The organism is Steroidobacter sp., from assembly GCF_016790065.1.
Lineage (GTDB): Bacteria > Pseudomonadota > Gammaproteobacteria > Steroidobacterales > Steroidobacteraceae > Steroidobacter.
The window spans coordinates 1-22,566 of sequence record NZ_JAEUPY010000134.1 but is presented as its reverse complement, the minus strand read 5'-3'; the positions used below and the strand labels follow the sequence as shown (position 1 = coordinate 22,566).

The following is a 22,566-nucleotide window of genomic DNA, read 5'->3' as shown; positions in this document are numbered from 1 at the left end:
GTTACGCCGGACAACGACAAGCTGCGCGACAAGTTCGCGATGCGCCTGGCGAATTCATTGTCGTCGCACGGCCCGGCACTGCTGTCCACGATGCTCGCGCCGTCGTACTCGCTGAGTAAGTCGCTCAAACATCCCGAGCTGCTGGACTCGTTACGTTCAGCTAGCGGTTACATGCGCGTGCCACAGACTCCGCTGAACGCGGTCGGTGCCTGCGCGTCGAGCTCCATCGTGTTCTGCGAATTCGCGCCACAGATGGTGTTGGACTATCCCGGCTATCAGCGCCCACAGCTGACGCTGTGGACCGCGGCGGATGCGGCCACTCGCCCGCACTGGCAGATCCTCGATGCCTTCGGTCCGGGCGCGCTGATGACCCGGGGCAAACTGGAAACCCTCAACGCGGGTCGCAGCCCTGCGCAACAGCGCGGCATCGCCGACAGCCTGGCGCCGTTCGACATCGATGCCAATGGCACGGTGGTGGGCGAGGGCGGTTCGGGCCTGATGATCACGACGCTCGACTTCGCGCTGCGTAACTTCCTGGATATCACATCCATCATCGTGGGCTGGGGCCAGAGCGGCGAGGCCGGCGGCAAAGCGCATTTCGCGGGCGTCGGGTTCGGCGGCGAGAACGCACTGATTCACGCGCTGGAGCTGGCGTATCGCGGCCACGGCTATCGCGTGTCGGACTTCCAATATCTGGTGGCCCATGCCACCGGGACTCGGACCAATTCCAAGACCGATCTCACGACCGCCGCGAGCGCGCGCGCCATAGCAGCGGAGCGCCAAGGCATCAAAGGCGCTTTGCCCAAAGTCGCCGTGGGCACACCGAAAGCGGTGGGCGACGGCCACACCATGGGCGAGACCGGTTTGAAAGCCGTGTCGCAGGCACTGCAGTTCCTGCTCGGCCAACAAGCCGTTGGCGTGCCGACGTTGCGCCAGCTGGATCCGGATCTGGGCACGGTCGCAGAATCGTTCCAACTGCAGGCGGCGCCAGTGGCCGGCAATCTCGATGGCGGCGCGCTGTGCCCCACGCAAGGGTTCGGTGGTTACAACGGCGCCATCGCTCTGCGTTCAGCGCATGCCGAGGCCTTCGCGCGTTATTCGCCGGATCGCAAAGTGTTGTCGGCCTATCTTGAGCGTTGGCCGGAATTACGCCGCGAACGCGAACAGCGCGAGCGCCATTGGCGCCTGCGCCGTCGTAGCGCCATCGAATTGGCGCAAATGCATTGTTGGAAAGGCCTGGACTAGCCAGGCCTGCGCTCACCACCCGAGCGCTTTCACTCAGCCGGCCTTCTTGCCGGTGAACTGCCCTTCGCCCAGATCGCCCAGCTTCACGGTGCCTTTCATCGTGGCGCCATCGACGGTGCCGTTGTAGGAAACGGCCAGGTCCATGCCCCGCGCATTCACCTGGAAATTGATGGCGATTTCATTGCCGGTCACAGTGCCACTCACCGGCGTTTCGCCAAGCATGCCCTTGTACGTGCCGCTGATCTTGTTACCGTCCTGCTGCAAGCTGAAATGCGGATTGCTGGTGCCCATCTGACTTTCGACGGTCAGCTCCCACTCGCCGGCTACGTTGGCGTCGGCCGCCAAGGCGGAGGTGCTGAGCATGACGAAGGCGGAGGCGGCGAGGAGCATTCTGCGCAGGCTGTTCATTTCGAGTCCCTGAGTGATTACTTAAGATCCTTAGTGAATTGTGGGCGGCCAGCCCGAAGCAGAGCAAGGGCGCGTCAGGCCCGTTAACGATTCCTGACGATCCGCGGCGGTGGCGGGGCGTTTTGCCCTGCGGTCACGCCTGGTATGCAACAATAGCCGCGGAAAGCGACAGCGGCGGTGTGAGTGCTCGAATAAGAACCGATGTTTCGCGACTATCGTAAAATTTCGCCACGGATTTTTTGGCTGGTGACGCTGGCGGCGCTGATTGTGCTGTTGATCGTCGTGGCCGTTCCACAATGGCTGTCCAGGCAAGCGCGGTTGGAAGTTCTGCGCTTACATGTGGCCGAGATTGCGCAGATCGCGGCGAGTGTGGTCGATGGCGATCTGCACCGGCAGCTGCTGGATCCGGCGAATTACACACCCGAATTGTATGAACGCACGGTCGCGCCGTTGGTGCGCTTCCATTCCGCGGACCCCGAAATCTTTTATGTCTACACGATGGTGGAACGCGGCGGGAAAAGCTATTTCGTCGTCGACACCGCTGCCTCCAACAAACTGAAGACCACGCGCAAGCTGCGCCCGTCGGCTTATATGGAGCCGTACGAAAGCATCGACGTCGAGCCCGATCCGGATTATTTACAACGCATCGCGGCCGGCCGGACTTATGTCTATCCCTCCTTCCAGCGCGACGTCTACGGCACCTTCCTGTCGGGCCACACGCCCATCTACGACAGCCAGGGTCGCTACAGCGGCTTCGTCGGCGTCGACTTCGACATCAAGTATTACCTGGCCTTGGAATCCAGCTTTCGCGCCATCTTTTACGGCTCGGTGGCCGGCGCGATATTGATCGCGCTGCTGATCGGTTACGTGGTCGCGCGCTATCAGTATCACGTGCAGGATCGCATCGATGAGCAGTATCGGATTTCGATTCGCGACGAACTGACGCAGTTGCTGAATCGTCGCGGCGCGCTGAGATTTTCACGCGAAGCGCTGGACACGCGAGCGTCCAGTTACGCCGCCATCCTGGTCGACATCGACGATCTGAAAGGCATCAACGATGTTTACGGCCACTCGGCCGGCGATGAGTTCATCGTCAAAGTAGCCGAGACCATTCGGCACAGCGTGCGTGAAAGAGATATTTGCGCCCGTATGGGGGGCGATGAGTTCCTGATCTTCGCCGCCGGCTGCGACCTGGACGCCGCCACCGAAATCGCCCGACGCATCATCGGCAAGGTGTATGCGCACGACAGCAGTTCGGGTCGTTCGCACTTCGGCGTGTCCATCGGAATTTGCGTGGCCGCGGGTGCGGGAGCAACGTTCGAAGCGCTGTATAAGCAGGCGGATGAGGCCTTGTATAAGGCCAAGTCGGCGGGCCGAAATCGCTTTGTTATTTTCGATCCAGTGGTGGCGGCTTAGCCGGCCCGCTGCGTCTTGGTTTCCCGCATCAGGCGATGTAACACGTCGCCCAGCTCTTCGACCGTATTCGGCTTCAGTAACAAATCTCGTACGCCGGTTTTCATCACCGACTCTCGATCCTTGGCTCGCACGTAGCCGGACGTCATCACCACCGGCACTTCCGGCCGCAAGCTCAGCACCTGCGACGCAAACTCGATGCCCGACATGCTCGGCATCGACAAATCCGTGACCACTGCTTCATACGCTGCTGGATTCGAGCGGAACGCGGCCAGCGCCTCATGCGCATCGGTGAAGCCGGCCACGCGATAACCCAACCGCTGCAGCACTCGGGTCACGAGATATACAAGCGATTCCTCGTCATCGAGGTAGAGAACGCTCTGGCCTTGACCACGCAACACTTGCGCCGCGGACGGGCGGCCGGTTGCAGCCGCGTCCTGGAATAACACAACGTCTTTCGAGCTTTCTTCTTCATTGCCGCTGAACGCCAGGATTTGATTGATGATGCCGGCCGCACGGGCGCTGGCCCGCTGCACTTCGGCGAGCGACAGCTGCGCCGGATGATCGGCCGGGAGGTCATCCGCTGCGAGCCGGGCATTGCCACAGATCGCCAACAGGATGTTGTTGAAGTCGTGTGCGATCCCGCCAGCCATGGCAGCGAGCGCACGGCTCTTTTCCAGCAGCTCACGATCCCGGTCAGCTTGCAGTCGTGCGGTCACGTCGCCGGCGAATGCGATCACGCCTTCATCGACGGTGCCGCGATCCACCAGCGCCAGATGCCAATGACATTGCATCTGGCTACCGTCCTTGCGTCGAGTCTCGAGCACTACGCCGTCGGGATACTCGATGCCCGCCAGCAGACGGGGACAAATCTCATCGATGGTGGGCATGCTGGACGGCGTAGCGACCAGCTCATGAATGTGCCGGCCAATAGCTTCCGCTTCGGTAAAACCGAAAGTGGCCGCAGCCGCTGGATTCCACGCGCGCACCACATGGTGCGTGTCCCAAACGATGCACGCGAGCGGTGCCCGGTCCAGATACAGCTGCAATCGCTTGTTGATTGCTTGCAGCTGCAACACCCCGGCATCCGCATTCAAATCGTTACGGCTCGCAGGCCGGCGGCGCTTGTGCCACCACTGCGTCAACCCAAACATAACGCCCCGCTGAAATGGTTTGCTGATCGCGTCTACGCCGGACGCGCATTGCTTCGTTTGCCCCGCTCGCAACCTATCACAGCCGATGCATCGGGCGCCTTGAGCAAGTCTCTGGCCAAATGCTTAGGAGAATGGAGTAAGCGACGGGACCGGCGATGCCGGCAGGGCCTTAACGAGACCCGAATTCAGATATTCCAACGTTCGCGGCACAGGGCCAGAAACCGCGCCCCGGCTTGCGACAATGGCTGATGACGAAGGTGATAGACACCCACCTGACGTTCGATACTGGAGAACGGCAGGCCTTCGATCTGTTCCAGCTCGGGCGGTAATTCCGTCACCAGATTAGAGACATAAGTCACCGCCTTGCCCTCGGCCACCAGCGCCAGGCGCAGTTCCATATGACTGACTTCCCACACTGAGGCGAAGGCATTGCGCAGCCGATCGCCGCTGGTACGCCGCGTGGCTTCATCCAGATAGGAAGTCACCAAGGGCAGGGTGCGTAACGCCGCTTGAGGATCGCGCTTCACCGCTTCGCGGCTGGGATGCTCGCGCGCAATCATCAAACGACGCGTCTCGGCGAAACAGGAGTAGACCGTAAAGTAATCCGGCATGGTGTGCTGGAGCGGCCCGAAGCCCACCTCCCAGCGACCGTCGGAGACGCCATGCACGATCTCGCGGCTGGGCGCGACGGTGACTTTGAAACGGGTCAGCGGATTGCGCTCGGAGAACTCTTTCAACAATGCGATTCCGAAACGCGCATTGGTGGCCGGCGACATGGCCAACGACAACGTCGACAACGCGCCGCTCTTGATCTGCGCAATGTCGGCCAGCGTCTCGCGTTCTTCGTTCAGCACCGTTTCTGCGTAACGCAGCAGCCGGATGCCGGCTTCGGTCAGTTGCGGTGGATTACCTCGCCGTAACAGCACCGCGCCCAGGCGATGCTCCAGATTGGCGATGGCCTGACTCACGGCCGACTGGGATAAGTTCAATCGCTCGGCAGCGCGACTGAAGCCGCCCGCCTCGACTACGGCGTGAAAACAACGGACTTCGTTACGCTCAATTTGCATGGGTGGGATTTTCGCCGTCAGCAGTCACGAGTGCAAACCGGGTCGGGCAGGATTGCGTGGTCGATCCTCGGTCAAGATGTGAAGTTGCTGGCAGTGCCGAGTGCGATGGACCCGGCGTTCATCGAACAAACCGGTAAGCAACGGCGACCCCCGACTGCACGCGAGATCGCTTAAAGCAGGTGCGCGCACTTGTCATGTTATGCACAGGCTAGCTATAGTGCAGACACTCGATTCAAGTGACTAACCCGCACGTGTCCCATTCTTCCTCCCCCATCGCCGTGATCACTAACCTGATCAACGTCGTAGTACCGGTCGTAGCCATCAGTTACGCGCCGTAGGGGAACAATTAAATTACGAATTCACAACCCCCGTCGGCGCAAAGCCGGCGGGGGTTTTTCGTTTATAGCGCCGGTTTGCGTAGGGGGTTCCAAAAACAGGAGCCCACATGATCGCGCTACAACCGGCCGCTGCACCGAAACGTAACGGTGCCGACCTCATCATCCACCTGCTGGAACGCCAGGGCGTGGACCTCGTCGCCGGTATTCCTGGCGGTGCACTGCTGCCACTTTATGCAGCGCTGGGTCGCTCTACCGCGATTCGCCACATCCTGGCGCGGCATGAACAAGCTGCAGGCTTCATCGCTCAAGGCATGGCGCGTATCACGGGCAAAGCCGGTGTGTGTTTCGCAACGTCCGGCCCCGGTGTCACCAACGTGGTGACCGCGTTGGCCGATGCCAAGCTCGATTCCATTCCCCTGGTGTGTATCGCCGGCCAAGTGCCGCAGGCCTTGATCGGCACCGACGCGTTTCAAGAAGTGCCCACCGTCGACATGGTGAAGCCAATCACCAAGGCCACCTTCTTCGTGCGCAGCGCCCGCGAGCTGTGGCACGTGATTCCGGAAGCATTTCGCGTCGCTGAAGGCGGACGCCCGGGGCCGGTGCTGATCGACGTGCCCAAGGACGTTCAGCTGCAGCTCGCTGATGACGAGCCACACAGCCCAACGCCGAAGCACACGCACGCGTCGATTTCCATGCTCGATACCAGTCAGCACTTCGAGCTGGCCGCTCAGATGATTCACGCTGCTCAACGGCCTGTGCTCTATGTTGGCGGCGGCATCGTCAAAGCTCGCGCGCACCAAGCGATTCGCGAGCTGGCTGAACGCGCTGGCATGCCGGTGACGACGACTTTGATGGCGCTGGGCGCGCTGCCGGCCGGACATGCGCTCGACATCGGCATGCTCGGAATGCATGGCGCCCGATACACCAACCTCATCATCGACGAATGTGACTTGTTGATCGCCATCGGCGCGCGCTTCGACGATCGCGCCACCGGCGACCCCAAGAAGTTCGCGCCGCACGCCCGGATCGTGCACATCGACATCGACCCGCGTGAGTTCGGCAAGATCAAAGCGGCCGACGTGTCGATCTGCGCCGACGCTGGCGTTGCGACGCGTGAGTTGCTCAAGCGCGTGCCTGCCACTCAGCGCTCGCTCTGGCTGTCGCGAGTGAATCAGCTGAAGCATGGCCATCCTTTGCAGACCCCCGGTATTCACCAGGTGTGTTCGCCTTACGGCATCGTGCAGGCCGTGGGCGCCCTCGCACCCGATGACGCGATTGTGACCACCGACGTCGGTCAGCATCAAATGTGGGTGGCACAACGCTTCCCGTTCGCACGGCCGGATCGCTGGCTCACGTCGGGCGGTCTGGGCACGATGGGTTTCGGTTTGCCGGCCGCCATCGGCGCCGCGCTGGCCGAACCCGAAGCAACCACGCTGTGCTTCACAGGCGACGGCAGCCTGCTGATGAATGTGCAGGAACTGGCCACGCTGGCCGAGCTCGATTTGAATGTGAAAATCGTGCTGCTCGATAATGCCGCGCTCGGGTTGGTCAGGCAGCAGCAGGAATTGTTTTATCAGCAGCGCTTCGTGGCGTCGCTGTATTCGCAACCCAGCTGCTTCGTCGCCATCGCGCAAGCTTTCGGTATCCCGTCGTTCGATCTGGGCGAGGAGTCCGATCCGCATGCCGCACTTTCGCGCGCACTCAGTGCGAAAGGCCCGGTGTTGATTCGAGTGCCGATTGCCGCCACTCAACACGTGCTGCCCATGGTGGCGCCGGGTGCCGCCAATACCGAGGCGCTCGACCACGCACGCGAACTTGCAGAGGAATCGATATGACCGAGCCCGCTCCCCTGGCACCGCCCATCGCCTGGGCCGACTTCGAGAAAGTAGAACTGCGCGCCGGCACCATCCTGGAAGTGATGGAGTTCCCCGAGGCGCGCAAGCCGGCCTGGAAACTGCGCATCGATTTCGGCCCGCAGATCGGCGAACGCGTTTCCAGTGCGCAGATCGTCGCGCTGTACGGCAAGGAAGATCTGGTGGGCCAGCAAGTGATGGCAGTGGTGAACTTTCCGCCTAAAAAAATCGGCCCGTTCCGCTCCGAGGTATTGGTCACCGGATTCCACGATGAGGAAGGCCGCGTGGTGCTGGTACGCCCGGAACGGCGCGTGCCGAATGGAGCAAAGCTGCTGTAATGTGCGCCTCTGGCGCGGACAGAGCTCGAGACGATGCAGTTTTCCGAGATTTTGAGTTCGATCGATCAGGTCGGCGACGATTTCCAAGCCACGGTGACCGACAATTGGCTACAGGGTCGCGCCACTTTCGGCGGACTGGTAGCCGCGGTGGGCAACGAAGCCATGCGCAAGCTGGTGCCACGCGACCGGCCGCTACGTTCGTTACAAACCACGTTCGTTGGCCCAGCCGGCGCCGGCATTTGGCGCTTGCGTGCACGAGTGTTGCGAGTGGGCCGAGCCGTGACCTTGGCTCAATGTGAAGTATTGGATGGCGACCAGGTCGTGGCCCTGCAAGTCGGCGTCTATGGCATGGACCGCGAGTCAGCGGTGCTCGTCAAACCAGCAGCCGTCGAGCCGCCGAGAAAGGTCGAGGACATCAACGAGATTCGTTATTCGCCCGACCGCTTTCCCGCGTTCGTGCAGCACTTCGCCTTGCGCTACGCCATGGGCGCGAAGCCGTTTACCAGCACGCACTCGCCGACCAAGGTGTTCATTCGCCATCGCGATCCCGCGCCGCTGACCGAGTCGGCCATCGTCGGGTTGGTGGATTGCATCCCTACGCCGGCGCTGTCCATGTACAAAGCGCCTGCGCCCGGCAGCTCACTGGTGTGGATGCTGGAGTTTTTCGAACACGATTTGGAGTTCGCACCGGACGCCTGGTGGCGCATCGATAGCGACATCGATGCGGCAACCAGCGGCTACGTGAATCAAACCGGGCTACTGCACGATCCGAACGGCCGGCCCGTGGCGCTGTCGCGCCAGCTGTTCGCGATCTTCGGCTAGCAGCTGCGGGTCAGGACACCCGCACCAGCTTGGTCACATCCAGAATGCCGTTGATGATGAACTGCACGCCGATGCAGACCAACAGGAAGCCCATGATGCGCGCCATGGCGTTCATGCCGGCGACACCCAACACCTTCGACAGCTTGGTCGCTGCACGCAGTGTGATGTAAGAGATCACGCCGACCACCGCGATTCCGAGCGCGATCAGAATGTGGCCGACCACGATGTGCTCGCTCTGCTGAGCCGAGGCCGACATACCGATCACCACGGCGATCGAACCCGGGCCGCTCAAGCCGGGCATGGCGAGCGGCGTGAACGACACATCGGGCTTGGAGGCCGCTTCCATCTGTTCCTGCCGCGACATGGCCGCGGTCTCGGGGAACAGCATGCGAAAGCCCAAGTAGCTCACGATCATGCCGCCGGCGATGCGCAGGCCGGGAATGGAAATACCAAAGAAGTTCATGATCAGGCCGCCCGCCACCAGGAACGAGGCGAGAATGAAAAACATGTAGATACAGGCACGCCGGATCTGCTCGGTGCGCTCATGCTCGCTCAGGTTGGCGGTGATGGTGACCACCATGCCCACGGCCGACAATGGATTGACGATGGGCAACAGCGCGCCAATCGTGCTCAAGACGTATGTGATGCCTTCGGCAAACCAATTCATGCGGCGACCCAAGTGACGGGAGCGACTTTGTACCCCAATCCGCGGCGCTTCACGTGGCCTTTTTGCGTTTGATCACCTGCGGTTTGCACAGACGCTCGAAGCCGCTGGCAATGAACGGCGCCATGCGCTCGCCGATGGCTTGGAAGTCGCTGGACTTGCACAGTCCTTCGGACAGCCGGTCGATACGGCCGGTCTGCGACAAGGTCAATGTCAACGCGCCCGAGAGGAAGTGATAGCTCCAGTACAGCTCCTGTTCGCTCACCCCCGGCATGGCCTTGCGAAGCGCATCGATCAAGTGATGAATCACGTTGTCGAAGGCACGGCCCATGGTCTCGCCGCCCCAGGCAGGCGTGTTGTTCACCTGGGCGATCAAGGCAAAGTAGTTGTGCCAGCGCTGATCGCCGGTCGCGGCCCGTTGCAGGATGGGCTGCAAGAACGCATTGATCACACCTTCCACGGTGACGTCGTTGCCGGCCTCACGCACATAGGCGTCGATCGCATCGCTGCGATCCTTGTTGATGATCTCGGCGCGACGCTCGAACACCGCATCGAACAGGCCACGCTTGGTCTTGAAGTAATAATGCAAAAGCGCGGTGTCGACCTTCGCTTCCTGCGCCACTTCACGCACCGTCACGCCCCAGAAGCCATGGCGTGAAAAATGATCTTCCGCTGCGTCGAGGATCCGCTCCCGCATATCGGGCGCGGTGTCGTTTTTTAACGGCCGTCCCCGACGAACCTTGCGGCGCTTGGTGCTCATAGTTTTTGTCATAGGTGAAAACCGTAGCAGCATACCCGGTTAGCGGGTGTTTGCTCCATGACGGTGCGTACGGCAAGTATTCATCATTTGCTGAATAATTGACACCGGCCGCGCGGGTAGGCAATCTGGCCATTAATCATCAACTGATGAATAAATTTTTCAGGCCCAAGTCACACGGGCTAGTTAGGGGGAACAGCATGAGTGCCTATGCTTCTTGCGGCGCATTGCGCCTGTCGATTGCCGCCATTCTCGCCACGCAGTTGCCAATGCCGGCCGCTGCTCAAGCCAGTAACGAGGAATCCGCCAGCATCGAAAGCGTGACGGTCACCGCCCGGCGTCGCGAAGAGAGCTTGCAGGACGTACCGGTCGCGATCTCGGCATTGACCGCCGATCAGTTGCAGACTCAAAACGTCCGCACGCTCGAGGACATGACTGCCTTCGCGCCCAACATCAAGATCAACGCCGGTCGCGCCACCAGCAGCACCATCAACGCGTATATCCGCGGCGTCGGCCAGAACGATCCGCTGTGGGGCTTCGAACCCGGCGTCGGTATTTATATCGACGACGTTTACATCGCCCGCCCGCAAGGCGCGCTGCTGGATGTTTATGACGTGGAACGCATCGAAGTGCTGCGCGGTCCGCAAGGCACGCTGTACGGCAAGAACACCATCGCCGGCGCCATTAAATACGTCACCCGCGATATCGCCACCGACAGCCCGACGCTCAATGTTTCTGCCACCGGCGGCAGCTTCAATCAGCGCGAAATCAAAGTCGGCGGCTCGATCCCGGTGGTCGACGAACATATTTTCCTGGGCGCCGCGGTAGCGTACTTGCGACGTGACGGCTACGGCGAAATCGTCGATGACGGCCGGGCTCGTGCATTCAACCGCGTCGGTCAGGATGTTTCAGATAAGGACGTGCTCGCGGCACGCGCCAATGCGACCTTCGTGTGGGGCGACAGCTCTCGCCTGCGCATCCTCGCCGATACCGTGCAGGACAATTCCAACGCCGCCGGCGGACAGCGCCTGAACGATCTCACCATCGCTGCTGGATCGGCCGCGGGTACCTATCCGCGCTTGAACGATCGTTGGGATCAGCGCACCGACATGCCGGTGGATCGCGACCGCTTCATCAACAAAGGCGTCGCCGCCACCTACACTCAATCGCTCACCGATTCGCTGGATTTGAAGATCGTCGGCGCGTATCGCGAAGGCGAGGGTCGACAGTTCATCGACTTCGACGAACTGAACGCCAACCTGTTCCAAGTGCCGGCGCGTTACAGCGACGAACAAACCAGCGGCGAAGTGCAGCTCACGTACACCAGCGATTTGGTCAAAGGGGTGGCCGGTGTTTATTACTTCACCGGTAATGCCGAAGGTGCGTTCGACGCGTCGCTCGGCTCGCTCGGCCTGACCTCGCTGACCAAGGGCAGCGTCGACACTGACAGCGTCGCTGTTTATTTCGACACCACCTGGGCGCTCACCGATCGCTTGAACTTGAACGTCGGCGCGCGCTGGAACCAGGATGACAAGGATGCGCGAGTATTCGTTGCTCAGTATCTGGGCGTGCTGGCACCGGGCTCGACGTTGTTCGATGAGCGCAATGTCCCGGCCGGCTTCACTCTGCGTGCCGTGCAAAGCAACTACACCAATGACCGCAGCTTCTCGAACGTGTCGCCGCGCTTGGGCATGGACTTCAAGCTCAAGGACGATTTGATGCTGTATTTCAGCTACGCCGAAGGCTTCAAGAGCGGCGGCTTCGACATGCGCGGCAACCAGCTCGCCAATCCAAACACTTCCAACGGCTATGACGCCGAGACCGCGGACAATTTCGAAGTCGGTATGAAGTCGGCTTGGTTCGACGACACCTTGCAGCTGAATCTCACCGCCTTCTATACACCGTACAAGGACATCCAGATCACCACGCAAGAGTTTGTCGTGGTCGCTGGCAGTCCTACCAATGCCACCGCCGTGCTCAACGCCGGCAAGCAAGTGAACCAAGGTGTGGAGTTGGAAACCGTGTGGCGACCGTTGTCGGCGCTCACGCTGGTGGCCAACGTCGGTTACTTGGATGCGGAGTTCAAGGAGTTCTTCACGGGGTGCACGCCGCCGGCGTCCGGCTGTCGCGTGGATTTGAGCGGTTTCAACCAGCCCATCAATTCGCCTGACTGGACCACGTTCCTGGGCGCGACTTATGAATGGTCGGCCGGTACCGGCGACATGAGTTTGCATGCCGGCTACCAGTATCGCAGCGCGACCAAGATCGCCAATACCACCGCCAGCATCACCGATCAGGATGCCTATGACATCGTCGATCTGGGTGTGGCCTACACCACGGCCAACAAGAACTGGCGGTTCGCGGTCGAAGGTAAAAACATTCTGGATGAAGAGTATCGAGTCGCCGGCTACGACTTCGGCGCCACCGGCGCGACTGGTGGCTTCAGCCAGATCGGGTTCTACGGCCCGCCGCGGACTTTCGCAGTGACAGCGACCTATAGGTACTGATGCGATCGCTGCAGGTGTCGTGACGCGCCCTAACGGCAAAGTCACGACACCTGCAAAGCTGCTTTACTTGGCCATGGCTTCCAAACATCGCATCCTGATTACCGGCGCCGCCAGCGGCATTGGCCTGGCACTGACCGAACACTTCGCGGCCGCTGGCCATTCGGTCATTGCTTGTGACTTGCAGCAGGATGCGCTGGCTGCGCTGGCAAAGCAGTTTCCCCAGGTACGAACGTTGGCGTTCGATCTGTCGGATGCGAAGCAAATCGATGCAGCGTTTGCTTCTCTGGGAGCGGAGACGCCGGACGTGTTGATCAACAACGCCGGCTTGCAATTCGTTTCGCCGTTGGAAGAGTTCCCGCCGGAGAAATGGCAGTTGTTGATTGCTGTGATGCTGACGGGTACGGCTTTGTTGACGCGAGCTGCGATGCCGTCCATGCGCCGTCGTAACTTCGGGCGCATCGTGAACATCGGGTCGATTCATGCGTTGATCGCGTCGCCGTTCAAGAGTGCGTATGTCGCGGCCAAGCATGGTCTGATCGGGTTCAGCAAGACGATTGCGTTGGAGACTCACGATGCCGACATCACCATCAACACGGTGTGTCCTGGCTATGTGAAGACGCCTTTGGTGGAAGCGCAGATCGCCTCGCTCGCCAAGACGCATCACATGACGGAACAGCAAGTGGTCGATGAGATCATGCTCAAACCCATGCCCAAGCGGCAGTTCATCACTACCGAAGAACTGGTCGGCAGCGTCGAGTTCCTGCTCAGCCCCGCCGCCCGTAACATCACCGCTCAGACTCTGGTGCTGGACGGCGGCTGGACCGCTCAATAACTGCCAGCAGTCCATCGGCGCCGATAGAATGCGCCGATGTCTCGCAGCTACAAGATCACTCTGCTGATCGCCCTGTACACCGCACAGGGCCTGCCTCTGGGCTTTTTCTCGCTGGCCTTGCCCATCCTGCTGCGTGAGGCGGGGCATTCGCTGACCACCGGGGCGCTGAGTAGCCTCGCACTCACTGCACCCTGGCTGCTCAAATTCCTCTGGGCCTCGTACCTGGACCACACCGGCACACGACGACGCTGGCTGATCGGCCTGCAGCTGGCATCGATCTGCGCGGCGCTGGCACTAACTCAGGCGAATCCTAGTGAAGGTCTGACTCCGCTGTTCATCGCCGGATTCATCTTCAGCACGATAGCCGCCTCGCAGGACGTCATCACCGACGGTCTGGCCGTCCGCATGCTCGACGCCAAAGAGCGGGGCCTGGCGAATGCAATCCAAGTAGGCGCGTATCGCTTCGGCATGATCCTAGGCGGTGGCGCACTGCTGCTGATCTTCTCTCGCACCAATTGGGAAGTGACATTCCTCTGCATGGCCGGCCTGCTGACACTGACCCTGCTGCCGGCATTGGCGCTGCAAGACCCACCCGCCGAATCGACCGATCCAAAATTCCAAGGCTGGTATCTGCTCATCGGCTGGTTCCGGCGTCTGCTGTCGCCGGGCATCCTGCGCTTCGCCCTGGTCATCGTGCTGTATCGCTTCGGCGATCAAATGGTCGCCACACTCCTGGGTCCGTTTCTATTCGACCAAGGCATGGACAAGGAAGGCATCGCGCTGCTGAAAGGCACCGTCGGTTCCGCCACCAGTTTATTCGGCGCAGTTCTCGGTGGCTGGCTAGCCTTCAGTGCGGGCCGTCGCACGGCCATCCTGACCAGCGGCATCGCACAGGCTGCGTCGTACACGCTCTACATCGTCGCGGCGTTGGGAATGGGCGGCATCTCGCTGCTGTGGGTCGCAACCATTTTCGAAGGCATCATCGGCACGATGGCCACCGTCGCACTGTTCACCTTGATGATGGACGCCTCGGATCCGGAGCACGCCGGCACCGACTACACCTTGTTCGCCAGCCTGGTGGTGTTGATGGGCCCGATCGGCAATCTGTCAGGCGCATTCGTCGCGGACAAAGTCGGGTATATGCCAACCTTCACGATCGGAACGATCCTGGCGCTGCTCGGCACACTGATCGTCGTCCGCATGCTAGATAACAAACCAGTGCCGGCCCGCATCGCAGCCGTGTGGCAGCGAGCGCCTAGCCGGGCAACTCGATAGTAAAGGTCGAGCCTTCACCGAGTTTGCTGTGGGCGAACACGCGCCCGCCGAGTCGTTCGATGGCCTTGCGCACCAGCGCCAACCCGATGCCGGTGCCGGGATATTGATCGTCCCGATGCAGGCGCTGGAATAGCTTGAAGATGTGATCGTGATACTGCATCTCGAAACCGATGCCATTGTCGGTGACGGCCAGTAACACGCCGGCGTCCTTGCGACGACAGACCACCGCGATGCGCGGCGTCGGTGTATCACGCGTGTACTTCAACGCGTTCTCGACCAAGTTACGCAACGCCAACGCCAAACCGCTGGCATCGACCCGCACCGTCATCGGCTCGACCACCACCGTCATGACGATGCCGCGGCGTTGAATCTCGTCCTGATACGGACTCAGCACCTGATCGACCAGCGAAGGTACGCTCACCACGCTCGCCTGCATGCCTCGCCGATCGATGTGCGAGTACGACAGCAGATCGTCGATCAACGTGGCCATTTTCACCGAGCCATTGCGAATCCGCGCCAGATGCTCACGAGCACGCTCGGTCAACTGGCCCTGCATTTCCTGTTCGAACAGATGCGCAAAGCCGTTGATGGCCCGCAGCGGCGCCTTCAAATCATGAGCCACTGCGTAGGAGAAGCCTTCGAGCTCGTCGTAAGCGCGCTTGAGTTCGGTGGTGCGCTCGCCGACGCGCTGTTCCAAAGCCGTGGTCAGGTCGCGATAGCGCGCTTCGCTATGACGCAACTCGCCATTCGCATCCTGTAGTTGTTGATTGGTAGTGATCAGCTGATAGGTCAGCTGCTGCGACTCTTTCTGCAGCCAGGCTTCACGCGCCCCGAGGATGATGGCGAACAGAATGAACAACGTGGCCGACAGCCAAATCACGCGAGGCGTGAAGGTCGCACTGCTGCTGAGCGCGACGGCAACCATGATGACGATCAACAACGCCGGCATCACCGCTTCCAGCCAACGCTCGCGAGCCTGCATCTTCAGCGTGATGTCGCCGTGTTCGCGCTTGCTCAGCCACGCTTGTTCGTAAGCCGCGGCGGCCACCAGCCCGAACATCAGCAGCCAGCTGACGTTGACCACGTCATCCGGCAAATAGCTTTCGGTCAGCAGCGCGTGCGCATAGGTGAAGTTGGAAATGGCATAAATGCAGGTCGCGACCACCAGCAACAACATGGGCGCCCACGACGAGCCCCAACGGAACGTCCACAACGCACTCAACGTGGCCAGAAAGGTTCCGGCGACCAGCACCGTATGGGCCACGCCGACCCACAAGAACAGCGGCGTGACGCTGGGATTTTGCAGCGCCGGCTCCAACATGCCGAGCACCACCGTAACTGCCAAGCAGCAAGTCACCAACCCGAGATTGCCGGCATGCTTCAGAGTAAATCGTTCGCGGTTACGGGCCTCGGGCAATTGCATCACGCCGACCACGATCAACACCGCAAAGCCGGCATAGAAGATCTGGTTCAGACTCGGAAACGGCTGTACCACGCCGACGATCAGGTGCACATAGTTCCAATGCAATTGGCCCACCAGCCAACTGGCGCAGGCGATGGCAATGGTGCGCCAGGCCCGGCGTCGCTCCGGCTCGACCTGTCGTGAAGTGTGAAAGCAAAAGTAAGCCGCAGCTGCAGCAGCCACCGTCCAGGCGATGTCGTTGATCCACATCTGCACGGCATTGTTGGCCACATAGATGGCGATGCCATACACGATCAACCCGGCCAGCCACGCATACACCAGCCCCCAACGCGGGCGAGTGGTCTCGATCTCAGCGGTGATTTTGTCTGCCTCGGCTGCCATCCGCCGTAGTATGCCTGCTCAGGTGAGCTTGATGCGCTCCTCACCGCAACGTTGGCAACGTTCGGTGCTCACCAGACGGCCTTGTTTGACGTCGAAGCGACGGCCGGCCAGCAGCTGCCACTTATGAAATCCCGAGGTGCACAGCGTTTTGCCCTCGGCGCGCCGTTGCTTGGCTTTTTTTAGATTGATGACATTGGACATGGTCGCGGTCGGCGCTCACTGTTGAGTGCTCAGTGGGTCATTGCATAGATCACCACGTTGACACCGACCATGTAGGAGCGCGTGGAAAAAGTCTCGAAGTACCAGTCTCCGTAGGCCTCGCGTTCCCAGCCGTCGCCGACATCGGTGTTGTGGGTGGCGAGCACCATGATACGGCCATCGTCATCCAGCCAGGCACGCATTTGCGGCGTGTCGAGCGAGCCAGCCGGAAACTTGTGGGCACCCGGCGATTCGGCGGTGCTACCCCCTGGGCTGGCGAACGGCAGCGCCGGAATTTGCGGCATTTCATGCAGATCGAAGACGGTGTGGAAGATGGGATGGTCGGGCGTGAGCACTCGCCATTCTCGATTCGGCAGCACCGTACGCATCACGTTGGCGAACTGCTGCCACTCGGCATCGCCCCAGAAGTCATCGACCCAGACGAAGCCGCCGCGCGACAGATAGTTTTCGAACGCCCGGCGCTCGTCCTCGGTGATGACCATGTAGCCCGGGTCGGACATGTACAGCATCGGAAAGTCGCCGAGATCGGGCGCGGTCAACAGACGGCTGGCGGCTCGGGGCGTGACGCTGATGCGGGTCAAGTTACCGAGCCGATGACTGAAGTTGTCGTCGCCTTCGGGAAAGTCGGTTTCCCAACGCGCCCACACGCGGCCGTCATAAGCGTAATAGGCCTCGCCCATGCCACCTTCGCTGTCGTAGATGGCGCGGACCATGTTGAGGCGCGATAGATCGGCTGGCGCCGACGAGCGCCCGCCGTCGCCGGTGATTAGATTAGAACTGGCGAGCGCGGCCAGCGTCGCGAACACGGCGCTGGCGGTGAGTAACGAGTGTGCGACCCAGCTCCTCATGATCGGCGCCTGCGACTGTCACTGGTTAGCGGTTCCCCAATCGACGGTAGTACTCGGCTACGGCTTCGCGATATCGCGGCGAGTCGGGCGAGGGCAACGTTGCATGCGCTGGTGTTTCGCCTCGTGCACGAGCCGCGGCATTCAAAGCAGTGAGTTCGATTTGGTCGATGACCTTCAGCAAGGCGTCGCCCTGTTCGGCCATGGGATCGCCGTTCAAGCGTCGCAGTTGATTGGCGTGGCGACGCAGAGCGTCCAGCTCGGCCTGAGTCAGTTCGCCGCCGGTCATGCGATTGGTGAGATCGCGAATGCGTTGGCTGATGGCGCTGGTCTGTCGGGCCAGCGAACCCTGGCCGTCTTCCAGCGTGTTGAGACCGCGAGTAGGAAGGATCGGATTCCAGGCGGACAGGCCGTTCTGTGCTCCTTCGCTGCCGCCGCGAGAACTTTGGCCTTGCGAGTTACCACGTTGCGCCGAGCCCGGCGCGCCGCTGCTGCCATTGGCCTGTTGGCCTTGGCTGTTGTCGCCGCCTTGCTGGCCTTGACCCTGTTTACCTTGCCCTTGCTGGCCACCGGCATTCTCTGCATCACGTTGGGCGCTGCGAACAGCACGGCGCAGCTCTGCGACTTGGGCCAGCAAATCTTCCGGTGTCGCTGAATCTCGCTTCTGTGTTCGCTCTGTTGAAGCCTGCGTCGCAGCTTCACGCAGATCATGCTCGAGCGACTCCAACGCATCGGAAATCAATCCTTCCCTCGGCGCGGCTTCACGGGCGCGCCCGTAGTAAATCTCGGCAGCGCTGCGATTGAGTCGATACATGACATCCGACCCTTCGATATCCCGCACGATCTCACTCAACCGCTGCGTCGTCTTGGGCGTCTTGGCTCGATGCTCATGCACAGCCCCTCGCATATCGCCTTGAAGCGTCGACAGGTCGCTGGCCATGCGTTGCTTGGCCTCGACCAACTCCTTGACGCTCTTCTGACTCAACCCACCGCGGCCGCTGGAACGAAACGCCGAGTCGCTGCCCTGCGAAAGCGACTTGTACAACTCACTCTCGATGCGCCGCTGATCGTCCAACATCTCACCGCTACGATCGGCGAACTGTTCGAGCGCTTCGTCCAGTCGCGACGCTTCCGGCTTATCGATCTGCCGCAACGCCTGGCGAAGATTCTTGCCAGCTTCCCGCGCCGAGTCCGAACCCTTAGCGCCGCTTTCATCGTTACCGGACTGATTGGCGGCCCGCATGTTGTCCAGCGCTTCGTTGACCGACTTCAACGCCTGCTCGACTTGCGAGCGCTCCTGGCTGTTACCACTGCTGGCGCCTTGTTGGCCGCGCCCGCCGGAGCTGGAACCACTTTGACCTTGCTTGGACGAATTACTGGCCTGCTGCTGTTGCGACGAACCTTGTTGTTGCTGCTGGCGATTCAATTCATTCAGCCGACGCCGCAAATCTTCCGCCTCACGCCGCAGCTGTTCCTGCTGCCAACGCTGCTCCTGCTGGGCCTGCGCGGTGCGTTGTTGCTGAGCGAGCTTCTCCTGTCGCTCCGCCAGTTCCTTGAGCTTACGAATCGCCTCGCTCAACTCCTGCTGACTGTTCTGCTGCGACAGTTGCGATTCGCTTTCGTACTGGCTTTTTTCGACGTCCATCTCCAGCTCGAACATTTCGCTGAAGTTGCGCGCGTTCTGCGAGCCTTCGCCGCCGCCTTCCTGTTGCATGGAGACCTGAACTTCACGGAACGCCGCTTCAGCGCGCAACAGCTGTTGCAAAGCCTGCTGTTCCGGCGCCACCGCTTCCTTCAGACGAAAAGCGGACAAGTGCCCGGCCGCTGGCTCCATCAAGCCCGCGGCACGCTCCAGACTCTCGACGAACGTTTTGACGCGCTCATCGGCGGCGATGTCCATGCGCGCTCGAGTTCTTTGCGCCAGCGTACGAGCTTGCTGTGAAAGAGTGTTCTGGAAGTCCGCCAACATGCGCGCGCTGTCTTCCAACTGTTCGCGCGAACGAGCATTGCGTTCATCGCTTCGTTGCAGATTCCAAGTCGCCAGTAAGATCTCGCGTTGCCGTTCGGAGATGGCGCCTTGTTCGTCAGCCATGCCACCGCCGCCACCCCCGCCACCGCTTTGACCTTGTTTGAAGGTACGCTCGAACGGCTGCACTTGGACCATGAACAGATCGGTCTGCACGGTCTGTTTGCGATCCTTGGCGACGGCGTAATACGACACCAGATCGCCGGGCGAGAGTCGCTGTGCTTCGGTAGCGGTGGCGCCCAGCTCTTCCATGCTCAGCATGGATTCGTTTTCGCTGCGGCGCTTGTTGCCGTCCACCGGCAGCTTTTTCCACTCGCCGCCGTTCACCGAGTAATGCAACGAAACGTCGCGTAACTTGAAGTCGTCTTCGGCCTGGATGTGGACCGGCACTTCTTCGATGCTGGTGGCGCGCCAGTCACGACCGGGTTTGCGAATCTCGATGGTCGGCTTTTCGTCGGCCACGATTTCGATGGTGTATTCGTCGCTCAACGCCACGAACTCATCCGCGACTCGGGCGCCGATTTGGTATGAACCGGGCTCAGCCACAGCAATGCTGCCGACGCTGGCGGGGCCTTCCCGGCTCATCTCCTGACTGACGCCATCGACGATCAGTGCCGGCGCATCGAGTGGCGCATCCGCGAACACTTCGACTTTGACGTCGGTGCCGGCGACCGCACGGATGTCGCGCGACTCCTCGTTAGTCTGCGAATTCAGGCCGGTCCAATCGGGATAGGACTAAGTCAGTAGAACGCGTTCGATACGCGGCAGATCCACGACACCAAAGCTGTCTTCGACGCTCTTGATGCAGTCAGCTTCGACGTAATACGTCAGTGGCCCGCGCACGGCGTACAGTTTGAAATCGAACTGGCCGGGCTCAGTGGCCCGCATCGGCGCCGCTTCCCATTTCTCCTGATCGGCGAAACGCACGAATACCTGCGTCTGCTCAGGCCGGAAACCGTCGACGTTGGCGCTGATGGCAACGTCGCTATTGCGCCGGACAGTGGCATTGCCCGGCTGCACATCGATGCGCTTGATGGTGATGGCTTCGCGCGGCAGCTCGGCACCCAGCAATAAATGACGACTACCGAAGCCCCAGTACGAAGGCCCGACACTCAGTAACAGCGCGAGCGCGACAACCGCTGCGCCGGCAATGGCCGACGCAATCGTGAGCCGACGGGGTGAGACCACCGCCGTCGGCGGTGTTTGTTCAGCGATGTTGGCAGCGTCGGCGGCGAGCAGCTCGATCAGCGGCGACGGCGTGCCGGCAGCTTCGCGGCGTTTGCTATCGAGATACGTTTGAATGCGCCCATGCTCGGCGGGCAAGCGTTCTTCGAAAACTTGCGAGCCATCGTCGCGAGCCAGTCGACGCAACGGCAACCACAACAGCAGCACCGCGACCGACGCCAACAACGTCACTAAAATCACACGCGCCGAGATAGCAACCGACGGCGCGAATCCTTCGCGACTAAATAGCCACACAGCCAAGCAAGTAGTTAACAGGATACCAGCGGCAGCAACTGCGCCCGCCCGGAGATAGATATGAGCACGCAACCGACGGCGCAACGCCGACAGGTAACTCTCGAGCCGTTCACGTGAGGTCATCTCGGCACCTCGCGACGAATCGCTAGATGGCGATTCGCCAGTAGCACTTCCGCCAACAGCAGGATGGCCGTCAGCCATAGCAACCAGGGGCCGAGCGACTTGGGTAAAGCTTCGGGCACGGCCGCCGAGGCAACCGCCGGCGTCGCGTCCTGCACCCGCAGCGCCTGCCAGCGAGCCACGAAGTCGGCAGGTAAGGTGGCGAGGTCCGACTCACGCGCATCCACGTTTACCGCCAGCCAGCGCGCTCCTTCGCTGCCTCGAATCTCATAAAACCCAGCCTGATCGGGAATCAACCGGTCCGTCGTACTCTGCGCCAGACCCAGTACCCGACGACCCTGCGGATCGAATATCTGCCCGCCGCCGCCCGCGGTCAATCCGGTGGTCACTGTCGAGCCAACCAGAGCGCTGGCGGTGGTGGCTTCGGCATGAGTCAGGTAGCTGGCGGCCGCACCGATGAAATGAACGAACAGCGGATGAATGGCCAGATCGTTCCAGCGGCGATCCACCGGCACGGTCAAGATCAGCATGCGGCCGGCGCCGAGCGGGCGCTCGATCAACAGTGGCGTGCCGTCATCCAACGCAATCAACGTCTTGTCTTCGGGGCGCAGCTGGAGTGAGCGCTGTCGGAAGAATCGCACTCGACTCCAGTCGGTCGCCTCGCGCAACACCGGATGGCTGCCGGCGACTTCGCCGACCTTGCCGGAGCGATTACGGACATCGCCGCTATTCAGGTCACCGAGCAGCGGACTGCCTTCGGTGGAAGTCTCGCCCAGCGTCGCCAGCACCGCGCCACCGGCGGAGACGTAGGCGTGAATGCGCCGAGCCGCGGCATTCGACAGCGCGCTCGGATCGGCAACGACGATCAGCGAGTATTTGGCCAGTCCGCCCGAGTCCATCGAACTCGCGGCACGCTGCTCGACTGTGAGCCGAGGCGAGGAGAGCGAGCCAATGGCTGCTGCGAAGTAGGCCGAATCGTCGGCTTCAGTATCTCGCGCAATCAACAACGCCGCTGGATCCGACTGTTCGATGATCGCGTAGAACCGATCGTCTTGGGGCAAGGAATCGGCGGGCTGTAACGACACTTCGATCCGATGCGAGCCGGCGGTCAGATTCAGATCGCTGAACAATACTTTGGTGAAGGATGCAGCTCCGGTCGCGGACTGCGCTGCCGCTTGCGGCGAGAGCTCGGCACTCGGCGCGTTGCCACCTTCACCTGCAACGATTTCAGGCTGCGCCGTCGCGGCGGCCAGCGTCACGGTCTTTCGGGACACTTCCTTGTCATCGACGCGAAGAATCACTTCGCGCTGCTGGGGTTGAGTGACCGAGTTGCCCACTATGGCTTGCACCGATCGGGTATCGAGCGGCAGCACCGAGGCGTCAGCGATATAAGTATTGCC

General features: G+C 61.2%; 18 protein-coding genes and 1 pseudogene. 8 read left to right on the top strand and 11 right to left on the bottom strand.

Features of this window, described 5'->3' with window-relative positions:
• A pseudogene (locus tag JNL55_RS05815) lies at positions 1-1,245 on the top strand (hypothetical protein); the annotation flags it as partial.
• 33 nt (positions 1,246-1,278) lie between these two features.
• Here JNL55_RS05815 and JNL55_RS05810 read toward each other — a convergent pair.
• Positions 1,279-1,653, bottom strand: coding sequence for a hypothetical protein (locus JNL55_RS05810; protein WP_293850575.1), 375 nt, complete (start codon positions 1,651-1,653; stop codon positions 1,279-1,281).
• A 201-nt stretch (positions 1,654-1,854) separates the two neighbouring features.
• Here JNL55_RS05810 and JNL55_RS05805 point away from each other — a divergent pair, with 201 nt between their 5' ends.
• Positions 1,855-3,069, top strand: a complete 1,215-nt coding sequence (locus JNL55_RS05805) for a sensor domain-containing diguanylate cyclase (RefSeq protein WP_293850573.1) — start codon at positions 1,855-1,857, stop codon at positions 3,067-3,069.
• Here JNL55_RS05805 and JNL55_RS05800 read toward each other — a convergent pair.
• Positions 3,066-4,220 carry a response regulator gene (locus tag JNL55_RS05800; protein WP_293850570.1) on the bottom strand — a complete coding sequence of 385 codons (1,155 nt, stop codon included), beginning with the start codon at positions 4,218-4,220 and terminating at the stop codon, positions 3,066-3,068. The genes JNL55_RS05805 and JNL55_RS05800 overlap by 4 nt on opposite strands.
• A 185-nt stretch (positions 4,221-4,405) precedes the next feature.
• Complete coding sequence (locus JNL55_RS05795; RefSeq protein WP_293850569.1) at positions 4,406-5,287, bottom strand: LysR family transcriptional regulator; 882 nt, start codon at positions 5,285-5,287, stop codon at positions 4,406-4,408.
• 445 nt (positions 5,288-5,732) lie between these two features.
• Between JNL55_RS05795 and ilvB the strand changes: the two genes are divergently transcribed.
• Genes ilvB through JNL55_RS05780 form a run of 3 tightly spaced genes read left to right on the top strand, consistent with a single transcriptional unit; the run spans position 5,733 to position 8,638 of the window.
• Positions 5,733-7,460 (top strand): biosynthetic-type acetolactate synthase large subunit, encoded by a 1,728-nt coding sequence (gene ilvB / locus JNL55_RS05790; protein WP_293850567.1) that lies wholly within the window; start codon positions 5,733-5,735, stop codon positions 7,458-7,460.
• Positions 7,457-7,816, top strand: coding sequence for a tRNA-binding protein (locus tag JNL55_RS05785; protein WP_293850565.1), 360 nt, complete (start codon positions 7,457-7,459; stop codon positions 7,814-7,816). The genes ilvB and JNL55_RS05785 overlap by 4 nt, the downstream gene beginning before the upstream one ends.
• 33 nt (positions 7,817-7,849) lie before the next feature.
• Positions 7,850-8,638: an acyl-CoA thioesterase gene (locus JNL55_RS05780; protein WP_293850562.1), complete on the top strand. Its 789-nt coding sequence runs from the start codon at positions 7,850-7,852 to the stop codon at positions 8,636-8,638.
• 10 nt (positions 8,639-8,648) lie between these two features.
• Here the strand turns inward: JNL55_RS05780 and JNL55_RS05775 are convergent, their stop codons facing one another.
• Positions 8,649-9,305, bottom strand: coding sequence for a MarC family NAAT transporter (locus JNL55_RS05775; protein ID WP_293850559.1), 657 nt, complete (start codon positions 9,303-9,305; stop codon positions 8,649-8,651).
• 49 nt (positions 9,306-9,354) lie between these two features.
• Entirely contained in the window at positions 9,355-9,999 is a 645-nt protein-coding gene (locus tag JNL55_RS05770) for a TetR/AcrR family transcriptional regulator (protein ID WP_293850556.1), read from the bottom strand.
• Positions 10,000-10,259: 260 nt separating this feature from the next.
• Between JNL55_RS05770 and JNL55_RS05765 the strand changes: the two genes are divergently transcribed.
• From JNL55_RS05765 to JNL55_RS05755, 3 genes are all read left to right on the top strand, one after another.
• The gene (locus JNL55_RS05765; RefSeq protein WP_293850553.1) at positions 10,260-12,566 is read left to right on the top strand and encodes a TonB-dependent receptor; all 2,307 of its coding nucleotides are present in this window, start codon (positions 10,260-10,262) and stop codon (positions 12,564-12,566) included.
• A gap of 73 nt (positions 12,567-12,639) precedes the next feature.
• A complete protein-coding gene (locus JNL55_RS05760; RefSeq protein WP_293850550.1) occupies positions 12,640-13,398 on the top strand; it encodes a 3-hydroxybutyrate dehydrogenase in 759 nt (252 codons plus the stop codon).
• Positions 13,399-13,434: 36 nt separating this feature from the next.
• Positions 13,435-14,673 carry an MFS transporter gene (locus JNL55_RS05755; RefSeq protein ID WP_293850547.1) on the top strand — a complete coding sequence of 413 codons (1,239 nt, stop codon included), beginning with the start codon at positions 13,435-13,437 and terminating at the stop codon, positions 14,671-14,673.
• Here the strand turns inward: JNL55_RS05755 and JNL55_RS05750 are convergent.
• The 6 genes from JNL55_RS05750 to JNL55_RS05725 all read right to left on the bottom strand — a co-directional run.
• Positions 14,654-16,477, bottom strand: coding sequence for a sensor histidine kinase (locus tag JNL55_RS05750; RefSeq protein WP_293850544.1), 1,824 nt, complete (start codon positions 16,475-16,477; stop codon positions 14,654-14,656). The genes JNL55_RS05755 and JNL55_RS05750 overlap by 20 nt on opposite strands.
• 18 nt (positions 16,478-16,495) lie before the next feature.
• The gene (locus tag JNL55_RS05745) at positions 16,496-16,678 is read right to left on the bottom strand and encodes a hypothetical protein (protein ID WP_293850541.1); all 183 of its coding nucleotides are present in this window, start codon (positions 16,676-16,678) and stop codon (positions 16,496-16,498) included.
• 29 nt (positions 16,679-16,707) lie between these two features.
• Complete coding sequence (locus JNL55_RS05740) at positions 16,708-17,544, bottom strand: DUF4159 domain-containing protein (RefSeq protein WP_293850538.1); 837 nt, start codon at positions 17,542-17,544, stop codon at positions 16,708-16,710.
• 25 nt (positions 17,545-17,569) lie between these two features.
• Positions 17,570-20,212 carry a hypothetical protein gene (locus tag JNL55_RS05735; RefSeq protein WP_293850536.1) on the bottom strand — a complete coding sequence of 881 codons (2,643 nt, stop codon included), beginning with the start codon at positions 20,210-20,212 and terminating at the stop codon, positions 17,570-17,572.
• A 90-nt stretch (positions 20,213-20,302) separates the two neighbouring features.
• Positions 20,303-21,169, bottom strand: coding sequence for a hypothetical protein (locus JNL55_RS05730; RefSeq protein WP_293850533.1), 867 nt, complete (start codon positions 21,167-21,169; stop codon positions 20,303-20,305).
• Positions 21,166-22,566, bottom strand: a 1,401-nt coding sequence (locus tag JNL55_RS05725) for a hypothetical protein (RefSeq protein WP_293850531.1), incomplete at its 5' end; no start/stop codon positions are given. The genes JNL55_RS05725 and JNL55_RS05730, both read right to left, overlap by 4 nt.